This is a genomic window from Amycolatopsis sp. WAC 01375 (genome assembly GCF_003947325.1).
Taxonomy (GTDB): domain Bacteria; phylum Actinomycetota; class Actinomycetes; order Mycobacteriales; family Pseudonocardiaceae; genus Amycolatopsis.
Genome location: NZ_QHHW01000036.1, coordinates 153,953 through 167,416, shown reverse-complemented (window position 1 = coordinate 167,416; position 13,464 = coordinate 153,953). Strand labels below are relative to the sequence as shown.

13 protein-coding genes are annotated in these 13,464 nt (G+C 68.8%); 4 read left to right on the top strand and 9 right to left on the bottom strand.

Annotated features, from left to right (window positions below; all coding sequences use genetic code 11):
* The first annotated feature begins 10 nt into the window (after positions 1 to 10).
* Positions 11 to 2,128 (top strand): RICIN domain-containing protein, encoded by a 2,118-nt coding sequence (locus tag DL991_RS23660; RefSeq protein WP_125786527.1) that lies wholly within the window; start codon positions 11 to 13, stop codon positions 2,126 to 2,128.
* 4 nt (positions 2,129 to 2,132) lie between these two features.
* On the opposite strand, the gene DL991_RS23655 is transcribed toward DL991_RS23660, so the two are convergent.
* The 7 genes from DL991_RS23655 to DL991_RS42680 all read right to left on the bottom strand — a co-directional run bounded on the left by DL991_RS23655 (position 2,133) and on the right by DL991_RS42680 (position 9,237).
* Complete coding sequence (locus DL991_RS23655) at positions 2,133 to 2,609, bottom strand: CoA-binding protein (RefSeq protein ID WP_125786526.1); 477 nt, start codon at positions 2,607 to 2,609, stop codon at positions 2,133 to 2,135.
* A complete protein-coding gene (locus tag DL991_RS23650) occupies positions 2,606 to 3,895 on the bottom strand; it encodes an O-acetylhomoserine aminocarboxypropyltransferase/cysteine synthase family protein (RefSeq protein ID WP_125786525.1) in 1,290 nt (429 codons plus the stop codon). The genes DL991_RS23655 and DL991_RS23650 overlap by 4 nt, the downstream gene beginning before the upstream one ends.
* A gap of 63 nt (positions 3,896 to 3,958) precedes the next feature.
* The gene (locus DL991_RS23645) at positions 3,959 to 5,143 is read right to left on the bottom strand and encodes a hypothetical protein (RefSeq protein WP_125786524.1); all 1,185 of its coding nucleotides are present in this window, start codon (positions 5,141 to 5,143) and stop codon (positions 3,959 to 3,961) included.
* Positions 5,144 to 5,167: 24 nt separating this feature from the next.
* On the bottom strand, positions 5,168 to 6,550 hold the full coding sequence (locus DL991_RS23640) for a hypothetical protein (protein ID WP_125786523.1): 1,383 nt from the start codon (positions 6,548 to 6,550) through the stop codon (positions 5,168 to 5,170).
* Positions 6,547 to 7,011: a hypothetical protein gene (locus DL991_RS23635; protein WP_125786522.1), complete on the bottom strand. Its 465-nt coding sequence runs from the start codon at positions 7,009 to 7,011 to the stop codon at positions 6,547 to 6,549. Before DL991_RS23635 ends, DL991_RS23640 begins: the two co-directional genes overlap by 4 nt.
* Entirely contained in the window at positions 7,008 to 8,351 is a 1,344-nt protein-coding gene (locus DL991_RS23630) for a hypothetical protein (protein WP_125786521.1), read from the bottom strand. Before DL991_RS23630 ends, DL991_RS23635 begins: the two co-directional genes overlap by 4 nt.
* Positions 8,335 to 9,237, bottom strand: a complete 903-nt coding sequence (locus DL991_RS42680) for a hypothetical protein (protein WP_158634447.1) — start codon at positions 9,235 to 9,237, stop codon at positions 8,335 to 8,337. Before DL991_RS42680 ends, DL991_RS23630 begins: the two co-directional genes overlap by 17 nt.
* Before the next feature lie 223 nt (positions 9,238 to 9,460).
* Here DL991_RS42680 and DL991_RS23620 point away from each other — a divergent pair, with 223 nt between their 5' ends.
* A complete protein-coding gene (locus DL991_RS23620) occupies positions 9,461 to 9,886 on the top strand; it encodes a LuxR family transcriptional regulator (protein WP_125786520.1) in 426 nt (141 codons plus the stop codon).
* Between the two features lie 196 nt (positions 9,887 to 10,082).
* On the opposite strand, the gene DL991_RS23615 is transcribed toward DL991_RS23620, so the two are convergent.
* Entirely contained in the window at positions 10,083 to 10,697 is a 615-nt protein-coding gene (locus DL991_RS23615) for a (2Fe-2S)-binding protein (RefSeq protein WP_125786519.1), read from the bottom strand.
* Complete coding sequence (locus DL991_RS23610; RefSeq protein WP_125786518.1) at positions 10,697 to 11,557, bottom strand: putative RNA methyltransferase; 861 nt, start codon at positions 11,555 to 11,557, stop codon at positions 10,697 to 10,699. The genes DL991_RS23615 and DL991_RS23610 overlap by 1 nt, the downstream gene beginning before the upstream one ends.
* 175 nt (positions 11,558 to 11,732) lie before the next feature.
* Here DL991_RS23610 and DL991_RS23605 point away from each other — a divergent pair, with 175 nt between their 5' ends.
* A complete protein-coding gene (locus DL991_RS23605) occupies positions 11,733 to 13,127 on the top strand; it encodes an ammonium transporter (protein WP_199746419.1) in 1,395 nt (464 codons plus the stop codon).
* Positions 13,124 to 13,462, top strand: a complete 339-nt coding sequence (locus DL991_RS23600; RefSeq protein ID WP_125786517.1) for a P-II family nitrogen regulator — start codon at positions 13,124 to 13,126, stop codon at positions 13,460 to 13,462. The genes DL991_RS23605 and DL991_RS23600 overlap by 4 nt, the downstream gene beginning before the upstream one ends.
* Positions 13,463 to 13,464: the final 2 nt, after the last annotated feature.

The following is a 13,464-nucleotide window of genomic DNA, read 5'->3' as shown; positions in this document are numbered from 1 at the left end:
GGAGACCGAAGTGCAAGCTGAAATCCGAAGAATTCCGCGGCGGGGCCTCGTGCTTTTCGCCGCTTGCCTGGCCGGGAGCGCCGTGTTCGCCGCCCCCGCGCAAGCGACGTCGCCCGAAACCGTGGCGCGTTCGCAGCAGAAGCCGGTCGAGATGCGCTCGGAACGCACCGAGAACTCGTCCACGTTCGCCAATCCCGACGGTTCCCGCACCACCCAGGTGCACGGCGGTCCGGTCCACGTCCGCCGCGGTGGTGACTGGGTGCCTGTCGACCTGACACTGGAGAAGAGCGCGGACGGGCTCGTCCGGCCGAAGGCGCATCCACGCGAACTCGTGCTGGCGGGCGCGAGCGCCAAGAGCGGTGATCTCGCCACCGTGCAGAGCCGGGACGGGAAGGTCGCCCTGCAGTACCCGGGCGCGCTGCCCGAGCCGGTGCTGACCGGCGAGACCGCCACGTACCCGGAGATCCAGCCCGGCGTCGACCTGCAGGTCAAGGCCACGCGGACCGGTTTCGAGCAGTTCTTCGTCGTCAAGCGCCGTCCCGATCGCGCGTTGACGTTCGCGCTGCCGCTCCGGGCGACCGGGCTCACGCCGCGCACCGACGCGGACGGGAACACGCAGCTGGTCACGGCGTCCGGCGCGGTGGTGGGCAGCGTGCCCGCCGCCGAGATGTGGGACTCGCGGATCGACCAGCGCAGTGGCGACCCCGTCGCCAAGGTGAAGGTCGGGAAAGTGGTGTCCGCCAAGGAACGCGGAACACTCGGCCTGAACGTGACGCCGGACGCGGGCTACTTCGCCGACCCGGCGCGGTCCTATCCGGTCATCGTCGATCCGGGTGTGTCGGTGTGGACGAACTTCGACACCTTCACGCAGTCGAACATCGCGACCACCGACCAGTCGGGTGCCACCGAACTCCGCATCGGCACCTATGACGGCGGAGCCACGAAGGCCCGGTCGTATCTCCACTTCGACGTGGCGCGGTTCCGCGGCGCCGCCATCGAGTCGGCCACGTTGTCGTTGTGGGGCAACCATTCCTACTCCTGCTCGCCGCGCAACTGGGAGATCTGGGACTCCCTGCCTGCCGACACGGGCACTCGCTGGGCGAACCAGCCGCCGCCCCGCACGCGATGGGCGACGACGAACGCGACCCGTGGCTACAGCGCGGCCTGCGCGGCCGACTGGGTCCGGACCCCGATCGGGAACCTGGTCGGTGCCTGGGCCGGTTCGGGGGTCACCACCGGCTCGATGGTGCTGAAGGCGGAGAACGAGTCGGATTCCTTCGGCTGGAAGAAGTTCTCGTCCGGCGAGGGCGGCAAGTCGCCGTACATCGAGGTGACCTACCGGAACCAGCGGCCGAATCCCGCCGCCGGGCACGACATCTCGGACCGCGTCGACATCGGCGGCGTCACCCACACGAAATCCCTCACCCCGACGCTGCGCTTTACGCCGACGGACCCCGACGGCGGCAACGTCACCGCGGTCTTCTACGTCTACGAAGGCGAAACGATGATCGGGGACTTCTGGAAGTGGGACGTCCCCTCCGGCACCACCGCGACCTGGACGGTGCCGCCGGGACTGTTGCAGGAGAACCACAGCTACCGGTTCCGGGCCACCACGTTCGATCCCGGTGAAGAGTTCGCCGACGACGCCTGGGTCTCACTGCAAGCGGTGTCGAGCGGGCTCTACGCCGATGTCGCCGCATGCGGCTGGAACAACGGGACCAAGGTGCAGCAGTGGCCGTCGAACGGCGCGGACTGCCAGAAGTTCTTCCCGTGGGGCACCGGTGACGGCTACTACCAGTTCCGTGCCAAGCATTCCGGGCAGGTTTTGGACAACACCGGCTGCCATACGGCCAGCGGAAACCCGGTGACCACCTACGACCGCGTCGCGGGCGCGTGCCAGAAGTGGACGATCGAACCGCAGACGGTCGGCACGGGGGTTTACCGGTACGCCGTCCAGAACGCGGGCAAGCTGCTGGACCAGGGCTGCACCGCGGGCCAGGGAGCACCGCTGTTCATCTGGGACCGGATCCCCGGTCGTGGCTGCCAGAACTGGCGGATGCCGGTCTCGCCCGCGAACGGGGCCACCGTGCAGTGGCTGCCGTTCACGGTGAACACCGCGGCGGAGTAACGCCTCAGGGGGCGGACTGGCGTCGTGAGCTGATCACGCCGGTGTTGAAACCGGCGAGGTGGAGCCCACCGGCGAACCGGGCGTGCTCGATCTTGACGCAGCGGTTCATCACCACGTCCAGTCCGGCCTCGAGCGCACTGTCGGCGACGGGTTCGTGCCACAGGCCCAGTTGCAGCCAGAGCGTGCGCGCTCCGGCCCTGACGACCTCCTCGGCGACGCCGGGGAGGTCGTCGTGCTTGCGGAACACGCTGACCAGGTCGACTTCGCCGGGAACGTCGGCAAGCGACGGGTACACCGGCTGTCCGAGGAGTTCGTCCAGCCGCGGGTTCACGAAGTTGACCTGGTACTTGCTGGAGGAGAGCAGGTACGTCGCGACGAAGTAGCTCGGCCGCGCCGGGTTGTTCGAGGCGCCGACGATGGTCACCGACTTCGTCCGCGAAAGGATGCGGCGGCGCTCGACCGCGCCGACGTCGTGGCTCATCCCGCCACCGCCTTGCCGAGTGCCTGATCGAGATCCCACAGGATGTCGTCGACGTCCTCCAGCCCGACCGACAGGCGGATCAGGTCCGGGCCGACACCCGCCGCGCGCAACCGGTCCTCCGAAAGCTGCTGATGGGTGGTGGACGCCGGATGGATGACCAGCGTCCGCGCGTCCCCGACGTTCGCCAGATGCGACAGCAGTTCGACGGAGTTCACGAACGTCTCCCCGGCCGTGCGGCCCCCGTCGACACCGAAGGAGAACACGGCGCCCGGTCCGGCGGGCAGGTACTTCTTCGCGCGGTCGTGGTGCGGATGCTCCGGCAGGCCCGCGTAGTTCACCCAGGCCACCCTGCTGTCGTTCGCGAGGTACTCCGCGACGGCACGCGCGTTGGCGACGTGGGCGTCCATCCGCTGCGGCAGCGTCTCGACGCCTTGCAGCAGGAGGAAGGCCGAGTGCGGGGAGAGGACGGCGCCGATGTCGCGCAACTGCTCGGCACGGAGCCGGGTGCAGAAGGCGTATTCGCCGAAGTTCTCCCAGTACTTCAGGCCGCCGTAGCTTTCGACGGTCTCCGTCATCCGCGGGAACTTCCCGTTCCCCCAGTCGAACTTCCCGGATTCGACGACCACCCCGCCCAGCGTGGTGCCGTGCCCGCCGAGGAATTTCGTGGCCGAATGCAGCACGATGTCGGCGCCGTGCTCGATCGGGCGGCACAGGTACGGCGTCGCCAGCGTGGCGTCGACGACCAGCGGGATGTCATGCGCGTGCGCGAGCTCGGCCAGCCCGGCGAGGTCGGCGATCGCGCCGCCGGGATTGCCGATGACCTCGGTGAAGATCAGCTTCGTCCGCTCGGTGATGGCGGCCGCGTAGTCCTCGATGCGGTCACCGCTGACGAAGGTGGTCTCGATCCCGAAGCGGCGCAGCGTCCCGGTGAGCTGCGTGACCGTCCCGCCGTAGAGCCCACCGGCGGAGACGATGTGGTCTCCCGCCTCGGCGAGCGCGGAGAAGGTCAGGAACTCGGCCGCCTGGCCACTGCTGGTCGCGACCCCGCCGATCGCGCCTTCGAGGCTGGCCAAGCGTTCCTCGAAGGCCGCGACCGTCGGGTTGCCGATGCGGCTGTAGATGTTGCCGTACTTCTGCAACGCGAACAGGTTCGCCGCGTCGGCCGCGTCCTCGAAGACGAAGCTCGTGGTCTGGTAGATGGGCACGGCGCGGGCGCCGGTCGCCGGGTCGGGCGTCCCGCCCGCGTGCAGGGCGCGGGTGCGGAAGCCCCAGGTGCGTTCACTCATCGCGCCCGACGCTACCGCTCGTCCCACCCGGTGACCATCCATCCCATCCCGTGGCCACCCGTCCTACTGGCGGTCGAGGGTGATCACCGTGCCAGGGCGGTGACCGTTCCGCCGCGGGGTGACCGGCCGCGATTCGGCGCGGGACACCGCGACCCCGGCCGGCCGCTGCCGGTCGGCGGGCAGCACCTCGCGCGAGTTCGTCCGATCCGCCAGCCGCAGGGACTGCGCCGACGTCAGCCACTCTTCGGCGGGCTCGGCGATCTCGAGCAGTAAAGCCTCGAACTCCGACCGGGTGGTCTCGAGGATGTGCGGCGCCGCGAGCCAGCGCAGCACCTGACGTCCGGTGACCGCCATCCGCTGCCGAGGCGAGGACACCAGTCGCTGGTCGAAGTGGCGGATCAGCACCTCGTCCACGGTGTCCCACGCGTTGGCGGCGCCGAACAGATCCAGCACATCCTCCGAGCCGAGGATCTTGAACGCCTCCGTCAACAGCTGCATGACCTCGACCCGCAGCACGTTCAGATGGCCGTACGAGGTGAACTTCAGGTTGTTCCGCAGGTCCAGCCCGCTGCGCCGCACCACCGCGACACTGCCGAAGCTCGGGTCGTACGCGCGTTCCCGGACGACGTCGGAGATCCGCTTGTCCCGCCAGAACAACGCCACCTGGTTGCTGAACTGCGTGAACAGCTGGTGGAAGTCGGTGTTCGGCCGCGAGTTCGCCGAACCGAGCCCCTTGCCGTAGCCGAGCACTCGCCGGTACGCGCTGATGCGATCCCGCCGGGTGTAACGCAGCACGTCCCGCCGGTCGAACCGGTACAGGCCGAAGGCGCCGGGGCCATCGGAAAGCCGGATCGCGCCGCCCTGGAACAGCTCCTGCAGTTTCTGCACCACACGGAACACGCCGATCCGCTCGTGCTGGTACAGGTAGTACAGATCGCCGACCGCGATGACCCGCTCCGAAGCGACCGTCTCGTCGTAGGCGTCGACGCCAGGCGGCATCGCCGTCGCCCCGAGGTCCGCGGCCGAGCTGTCGCCGAGACCGACGAGTTGCGCGATCCCGCCGTCCGCCGGACCTGGTCTGCCCCGCTGTTCGGCCTCGACCGCGGTGAGCATGTCGTCCAGCTGTTTGAGGACCGCGTCGCCGAGCTTCGGATCGCTGCCCAGTTCGTTGGCGAGCTTCCCGGCGACCTGGCCGCGAAGTGCCGCGACCCGGTCGAACAGTTCCCGGTATTCCTTTTCCGTGCCCATCGTCGTCCTCCCGTACGGGTCCGGCTACTGCCCGGTCCGCTTGCGCGTGGTCCGGGGTTTCGGCGGTTCCTCCGCCTCGGGTGGTGTCTGCTCTTCCTGGAGGGCGTGCCCTTCGCGCAGCTCGGCGACCGACGGCACCGCCGGCGTCCGCCCGGACGAGGGCGGGGGCAGCGGAGGCGGAGGGGACGTCGGCTGCGGCATGAGCTGCGGGGTGGGCGGGGCCGGTGGGTTCGGGTCGGACGGCGACGACGGCGTGCCGGGCCGCCCGATCGGCTCGGCGATCCGGACGACCTCCTGCAGATGGTCGTCGAGTTCGTCGATGGCCCGTTGCACACGGGAGCTGAAGAAGCCCGGGGGAAGTGACGCGCGGAAGTTGCCGGGGACGTCCCCGTTGGGGCCGCCGGTGCTCTGCCGGGGCAGGTTCGCCACGATGCGCTGAAGCCGCCTCGCGATCTGGATGAACGACGTGCCGACACCCTCCTTGCCCGCCGACTCGATCAGCTTGCCGCCCTCGAAGGTGGCGAATTCGCGGATCCAGCGCAGCAGCCCGCCGAGCGACATGGTCCCGCCCTCCGGGTCGGGGACACGGAGCACTTCCAGATCTTCCTGCTGGATGAAGACCGATCGCAGCATCGCGACGACCTCGTCGACCTGGGACGCCGCCGCGGACAACAGCCGGGAAAGAGCGACAACGGCGGGGCCGAAGAACGGCTGACCACCTGCCGGCTGCGAGAACGGATCGATCTTGTCGCGTGCGTCCTGCCAGCCCCTGAACAACGAGACCACCCAATCCGTCAGCGTGATGAAGGAGGTCTGGATCCGTTCCTCCTCGATCGTGTTGACCTTGCCCGAGACCAGGCCGAGCTCGTCCCGCAACTGGCCGAGGTGCCCTCGCGTCCCGTCTCCGAGTAGCAGCAGGAAGAGCTGATCGACCCGTGCCACGCGGAGCAGCGGGCTCTCGAGCTCCTGCCGGATCTGTTCGAGATCGTGCCGGACGAGCGCACGGAAGCCTTCGGCGTTCTCGGGGTCCGAATCCGTCCTCAGTGGACGGAGCGAGTCGAGCAGCGCGAGCGAGTCCTTGACCGCGCTCCGGGCCCTCGCCGCGAGCGAGGCCTGTCCGCCGGTGACGGCGCCGAGGTCGGCTTGGATCGCGTACCCGCGCGGTGTCCACTTGGCCTCGGTGCGCCCTTGGACCTCTTTCAGCTCGAAGCTGCCGGTCAGCGCCGCCACGAAGCCTTTCGTGTCACCCTCGCGCCACTTCCAGCCGAGCGTGTCGCTGATCGTCTGTTCGGCGAGTGCGCCGGGTGCCGCCGACGGCGGTGGGTACTGCCCGGTCGACAGCGGATACGCGCTGTCGATGTCCTGTGCACGCGGCAACGTCGCGCCGCGGTCGTCGTTGATCGTCATCGGGTCGCCCCACATCCCTTGAATTCGGCCAGTTCCACTGCTTCACGCCAGCACCGCACCATCACGTCCTCCGCCGAGGACAAGGCGATGGCGCATTGGTCCACCCCGGCGTGGAAGCTCTTCGCCCAGCCCCGCCATTCCTGTTCCCGTCCGTGCACCGCGCGCAGCAGCCCGGAAACCGCGTGGTGCGAACGGCACTGCCCGTCCACCCGGCGCCGCAGCTTCAGCAGCGACGACGCCGTGGTGTGCAACGACTCGGCGCTCACCGGGCGCCGTGTCGCACGTGTGGCCGCTTCGACCTCGCCGGTGCCGTCGAGGACGACTTCGGCGAGATGATCCGCGGCGGCGAGCCCGACGCCGTCGGGCCTGTCCTCGGAGACGCTGATCTCCAGTGCCCGCCAGCACGCGGCCACCTGGTTCACTTCCTTGCCCAGCCGGGAGAATTCGGTGTGGATGGTCATCTCGACCTCCTGCCGAGCTCTTCCATGAAGAAACCGGAAAGCCGCTTCGGCGGGGCCATTCCCTCTTCGAGCGCGTACCGGACCGCGCCGATCAGGAACCGTTCCGGCACCACACCCGGGGACACGCCGTCGGCCAGTCTTTCCGCCGCTTCCTCGATCATCGCCTGTTCCTTGGCTTCGAACCGCAGCGCCTTCGCGAGGGGACGATGGCCCAGTGAGGGGAACGAGGTGAAGCACATCGCGTCCACCACCACGGGGATCGCCTTGTCCGCCGTTTTCAGCAGTGCCGGCGGTGCGTTGATCAGCTTCGCCCTCGGGTACAGCTTCCGCCACAACGCCGCGTAGGCATCCGCGTGCTGGGTGAAACCCATGCGGCGCAACAACTCGACCGAGATCTTCGCCCGCAGGTACGGCACCGGGTGCACCGCGCGTGGGGAGAACACCGTCGTTTCGAGTTCGGTGCGCCCGATGACGTCGAACAGCGAACCGGCGACCGCCGGACCGCCCAGCAACAGCGCGGACAGGTCGGCGAAGGTCTCGCGGTTCCACCTGACCCACGTACCGGTCACCGCCCGTGGCACCCCCGCCTCGACGAGCCTCGCCGCGACCTGCAGCGGAATCGCCCTGGCGAGGCCCAGGTCGTTCTGCAGGTTGTGGCTCACCTCGTGCAGGACCGCGCCGAGCGTCCACGGGTTCACCAGCCGGTGGTACGGAAGCTGGATCAGCGGGAACGGGTTCAGCCGGTTTCCCAGCCGCCGCAAGGGGATCCCGCGGCGCGAGGTGGCCGGGCCGGAACCGGTGCGCAGGTAGCAGAACGGCGGCGGGGTCGGGATCGACCGCCAGTGCCCGATCCCGAGGTACGCGTACTGGTAGCAGTCGAGCGCCACCCGGTCGCAGGCCACCAGCCACGGGGCGAACGCGCCCTGCCGCTGGTTGAACAGGTCGAGGTAGAAGTCCCAGACCCGTTCGGTGGTCCGGACCCAGCGCTGGGCGCGGGACTTCGCCAGCAGGAGCCGGGCGAGCTCGGCCTGTTCCGGCCGCGCCACCGCCTCCTGCGCGCTCTCGCGGGCCACGCGCGTCGCGGTGGACAACGGCCCCCGCAGGGTCGCCATCATGCGGTTGACCGCCGCCAGATGGGCCCGGCTCGGCCCGGTCGCCGGATCGCCGAACTCCGACCAGCGGAACGGCCGCAACGCGTCCAGATGCCGCTCCACGTTGGTGGCCTGGGAGAGGACCCATGCCTCCAGCTCCCTCCCGCCGGATGGCCTCGCCCGCCGCGCTCCGGCGGGAGGGACCGGGGCACCGGATGCCGCGGGGAGCGCCCTAACGGCGGCGCGCACGGCCGCGCGCCCGCTTGCTCTGTGCGGCACGGCGCCGGTTGCGCTGGGCAGCGGTCCGCGCCGGGACACGCCGCGCGGTCCGGCGACGCTGTGAGCCCGGCCGCTGTGCCGCCGCACGCCGTCGAGCGGGCTGCTTGCGTCGCGTGCTCTTCTTGTTCGGCCGTTTCAGCAGCTTGTCCGCACCGAAGCTGACAGCGCCACCGATCAACGCGTTCGACAGCCAGCCGGGCGTCATCTGCATGCCCTTGCGGAGGCCGGCCTTGACCTTCCCCGCGGTGCGCTTGACGATCTGCGGAATACGCCGGACGAGGTGCCGCGTGCCGGGATTGCGCCAGAGCTTGCGGCCGAGGCTGGCCGCGCCGCGGACGATCTTCGGGGCCACCGAGCGCACGATCGGGGCGAGCCGGGGCAACGCGCGGACGGCCAGCGCCGCCAGCGGTCCGATGAACGCCTCGGCCTCCTCCTCGGTCTCGGCCTGTTCCGCCTGGAAGGCCAGCCGGGCCAGCTGATCGGCGTCGGGATAGAGGCGACGCAGCGGATTGACGAAGTCCTCTCCTTCGAACTCGTCCTCGAACTCGAACTCCGCCTCGAGCTCGCGGACCAAGTTCTCGAACTCCGCTTCGAATTCGGCCTCGTCCTCGAACTCGAACTCGTAGAGCGCTTCGTCCTCGTCCTCGAGTTCGTCTTCGAGTTCCTGGGCCAGTTCACCCAGTTCGTCTTCGTCCTCGAACTCGTAGAGCGCCTCGTCCTCGTCTTCGAGCTCGTCCTCCAGCTCATAGGCCAGTTCGCCGAGCGCGCCCTCCAGCTCGTCCTCGAACTCGTCCTCGAACTCACGGCTCAGCTCGTCTTCCAACTCGCCGTCCACTGCCGCATAGCCACGGCTCATAACCGTTCTCCTCTGCTCCGGTGAAAATCCCGCGGTCCCCGGCGCGGCGCGTCGGTGAGCACGGACCCGACACTGCCCGCGAACCGGGGCACACCGGTAGTCACACGTTCCTGTGTGACATGAATCGACTAGTGCGGACTTGTCACACAAATCGACGATGCGCTTTTCCTGTCGGAGGGGTTTGCTAGAGAGGGAGGGAAACCAAGAGGGGGGAGGCCGGTCTATGTCCACGAGCCCGGCGGTGGGATTTCCTGCGGCACCGATACACGATCTCGCGCGGCAGCGGAGGAAGGTCGTTTCGGACGACGAAACCGTGCGAAGCCTGGCGAGATCACTCGTCCGGCGGGTCACGGAACTGTGCGACGGGGACGCCGCGATGCGGAGACCGTTGCTCGACCTCACCGAGCACGGCGTCAGATGCCTGCTCGTACCAGTGACGCCGGAGGCGCACGACCTGCTCAGCCCGCGCGAACACGAAGTGGCGCGCATGGTGAGCCGGGGCTATACGAACAAGCAGATCGCCGGCGTACTGGAAATCAGCCTGAACACGGTTTCCGCGCATATGCGGCGGATCTTCACGAAACTGGGGGTCGGCACCCGGGCGGCGATGGTGGCCGCGTTGACGGGGGAGAATCTCGCGGCGGTGTGAGCGGACCGGGGTTGAGGCGACTTTCCGCGTTTGATGCGACGAAGGGACCTTTCGTCGCAAGGCAAAGGTGGCGTGGTCGGTGCCGGGGGTCGTGAGTGGCGATTCGGGTTAGAACCCGAATCGCCACTCACGACCCCCTCGCGCCCGACCGGGGAGACTTTCTTCTCAATAGAACCACCCTTACCACTCACGAGACCTAGCCGAGGGCTCCGCGAAGTCGCCGGTCTCGTTCTTCCGGGGTCTGCCGGGGGCAACTGGTGCACTTCGGGTTGCCCGCCTCGTAGATCAGGCAGCAGGAAGCACGGCGCACCACGGTGTTCCGCCCGATCCGGCTGAACCGCGGCTCCGGCATGCCGAGTCCGATCGCGGCCACGAGCGGCGCCGCCAGCGCGACCGCCCGTTCGGTGTCGCCGGTCCACAGCAGGCGGTTGCCGATCGAATCCGTCGCGATCGCGCCCAGCGCGCGCGGATTCGCCCCGGTGACGGCCGAGATCGTGCCGATCGCCGTGTCCAGCGTTCCGGCGAACGCGGCGCCGAGTTCGGCCAGACCGCCGGGGAGGACCCGTGACGATCGGGCACCGGTGAAGCGCCCGTCCGGGACTAATTCGATGGTGACGGCGTCGAGTGAAGGATCCAGCGGTTCACCACGGACGAGCGATTCGATGGAGGGGGCGACGAGGACCGAAGACAGCGAGTACCACCAGATCGTGCCGAGCACCTCGGGCCGGGAGCAGCCGTAGAGCTTCGCCGCGCCGCCGATGCGGGCGCCGACCCACGCGGTGTCGGCGAGCAGGGTCGCGGGCGCCTCCATCAGGGCACCGGCCGGTACAGCGTGACGCTGAACGACGTGGTGACGTCGACCGGTTCGCTGATCGCGTCGAGCCGTTCACGGCGTCCGTCACGGTGGAGGTGATGCGCGCTCGGGCCCATCTCGACGACCTGGCGGATCCGCGCGGGCGACAGCGTCACGCGCTGGGTGACATCGTGCCTGTCCACCCGGGTGAAGTGCTCGCCAAGAGTGTCTTCCAGCCGCGCGTCCTTGCCGCCGTCGACGGAGATCACCAGGTCGCCCAGTTCCCGGAGGTGCCCGGGGTTCGGCGTCGCGACGACCAGCAGGCCGTCCGCGGTCAGGACGCGGTGGAACTGCGGGGCGTTGCGGGGCGCGAAGACGTTGAGGATCAGTGACGCGCTCGAATCCGCCACCGGCCAGGGTTCCCACAGGTTCCACACGGCCGCGCCCGCGCGTGTGTGTGCGCGAGCGGCCCGGCGCAGGGCGACGGCCGAGACGTCGAGCGCCAGTCCGTGCGCGGCGGGGACGGCGTCGAGCACATGCGCGAGGTAGTACCCCGTGCCCGCGCCGGCGTCGATGACCATCCCGCTCTCGACATGGTCCGAAGCCACCTTCGCGAGGGCGTCGGCGAGAGGTAGATAAGCACCCGAGGAGAGGAGGTCGACGCGAGCCGCGACCATCGGCGCCGTGTCCGCGGTGCCGGCCGGGATGCGCGCGTGCAGAAGATTGACGTAACCCTGCTTCGCTACGTCGAACGAGTGGCCTCTCCCGCAACGCACCGTGCGGTCGATTGCCCCGACCGGGTCACCGCAGACCGAACACCGCAGCGACCGGACGATCTCCGGTGGCAGCGGGTCATGGCCGGATACACGTGCGTTCATGGCCCTATTCGACCACGAGGTTTCGCAACCGGACAGAAGGCACCAGGTTTCCGGAAACCTGGACGTAACAACGCCGCACCGACAGTTCACGCGGGTGAAACCTGAATCGCCGCCCGAGGAAACACCGCGGTCCAAAAATTCCTGCGCAGTACACCCCAGGCACGGGAGGAAGATTGTGCTGAACGCAGGAGACACGGCATGGGTACTGATCAGCGCCGCGCTGGTCATGCTCATGACACCGGGATTGGCGTTCTTCTACGGCGGCATGGTCCGCGCGAAGAGCGTCCTGAACATGTTGATGATGAACTTCATCGCGCTCGCCGTGGTCGGCGTCCTCTGGACGCTTTACGGTTTCACGATGGCGTTCGGCAACGACGTGGGCGGCGGGTTGCTCGGTAATTTCGACTTCGCGGGTCTCTCGACCATTTCCGGCAAACTCGCCGGATTCGCGACCGCCGCGACCAGTAGTACACCCGAGGTCGCGTGGCCCGGCGCGGACGCGCTGCCGCTGTTCGCCTTCGTGATGTTCCAGCTGATGTTCGCGATCATCACGCCCGCGCTGATCTCCGGTGCCATCGCCGACCGCGCCAAGTTCTGGGGCTGGACGCTGTTCGTCGCGGTGTGGGTGACGGTCGTGTACTTCCCGGTCGCGCACTGGGTTTTCTCGTTCAACGGCTTCATCAGCGCCGATTCGGTCGGCGGCTGGATCGCCAACCAGCTCAAGGCGCTCGACTTCGCCGGTGGTACCGCGGTCCACATCAACGCCGGCGCGGCGGGCTTGGCGCTCGCGATCGTGCTCGGCAAGCGCAAGGGCTGGCCGAAGGGCACCGGACGCCCGCACAACGTGCCGTTCGTGCTGCTGGGCGCCGCGTTGCTGTGGTTCGGCTGGTACGGCTTCAACGCCGGTTCGGCGTTGGCCGCCAACGACCTCGCCGCCGTCGCGTTCACCAACACCACCGTCGCGACCGCGGCCGCCATCCTCGGCTGGCTGATCATCGAGCAGATCAAGGTCGGCAAACCGACGACTCTCGGCGCCGCTTCCGGTGCCGTCGCGGGTCTCGTCGCGATCACCCCGGCGGCCGGGTTCGTCAGCCCGCTCGGTGCCATCGCCATCGGTCTCATCGCCGGTGCCCTGTGCGCTCTGGCGATCGGCCTCAAGTTCCGCTTCGGTTTCGACGACTCCCTCGACGTCGTCGGCGTCCACCTCGTGGGTGGTCTCGTCGGTACGCTGCTCATCGGTTTCTTCGGCACCACCAGCGTCAACTCGCTCGGCGTCGACGGCCTCTTCTACGGCGGTGGCCTCGGCCAGCTCGGCAAGCAGGCGCTCGCGGCGGCCGCGGTCCTCGTGTACTCGTTCGTGCTCACCTTCGTCATCGGCTGGGTGATCAAGAAGCTCGGCGGATTCCGCGTCAGCGCGGAGGACGAGGTCAGTGGTATCGATGAGGCCCAGCACGCGGAGAGCGCGTACGACTTCACCGGATCGGGCGGCGGCCTCGGCCAGCCGACCTCCATCCCGGTCAAGTCGTCCACCGGCAACGCGGCCACGAAACTCGAGGAGAGCAAGGCATGAAGCTGATCACCGCGATCGTCAAGCCGTTCACGCTCGACGACGTCCGTTCCGCGCTGGAGCAGCTGGGTGTGCTCGGCATGACGGTCAGCGAGGTACAGGGCTACGGCAGGCAGAAGGGCCACACCGAGGTCTACCGGGGCGCGGAGTACTCCGTGGACTTCGTGGCGAAGCTGAGGGTCGAGGTCGTCACCGACGATTCCAACGTGGAGAAGGTCCTCGACGCGATCACCACGGCCGCCCACACCGGCAAGATCGGCGACGGCAAGATCTGGGTGACGTCGGTCGAGACGGTGATCCGGGTACGCACCGGCGAACGCGGCTCGGACGCGCTATAGGC

Coding starts and splice junctions, on each gene's coding strand:
- DL991_RS23655 (WP_125786526.1), bottom strand. CDS start 2,609: ATGAGCCACGACGTCGGCGCGGTCGAGCGCCGCCGCATCCTTTCGCGG.
- DL991_RS23650 (WP_125786525.1), bottom strand. CDS start 3,895: ATGAGTGAACGCACCTGGGGCTTCCGCACCCGCGCCCTGCACGCGGGC.
- DL991_RS23645 (WP_125786524.1), bottom strand. CDS start 5,143: ATGGGCACGGAAAAGGAATACCGGGAACTGTTCGACCGGGTCGCGGCA.
- DL991_RS23640 (WP_125786523.1), bottom strand. CDS start 6,550: ATGACGATCAACGACGACCGCGGCGCGACGTTGCCGCGTGCACAGGAC.
- DL991_RS23635 (WP_125786522.1), bottom strand. CDS start 7,011: ATGACCATCCACACCGAATTCTCCCGGCTGGGCAAGGAAGTGAACCAG.
- DL991_RS42680 (WP_158634447.1), bottom strand. CDS start 9,237: ATGAGCCGTGGCTATGCGGCAGTGGACGGCGAGTTGGAAGACGAGCTG.
- DL991_RS23620 (WP_125786520.1), top strand. CDS start 9,461: ATGTCCACGAGCCCGGCGGTGGGATTTCCTGCGGCACCGATACACGAT.
- DL991_RS23615 (WP_125786519.1), bottom strand. CDS start 10,697: ATGGAGGCGCCCGCGACCCTGCTCGCCGACACCGCGTGGGTCGGCGCC.
- DL991_RS23610 (WP_125786518.1), bottom strand. CDS start 11,557: ATGAACGCACGTGTATCCGGCCATGACCCGCTGCCACCGGAGATCGTC.
- DL991_RS23600 (WP_125786517.1), top strand. CDS start 13,124: ATGAAGCTGATCACCGCGATCGTCAAGCCGTTCACGCTCGACGACGTC.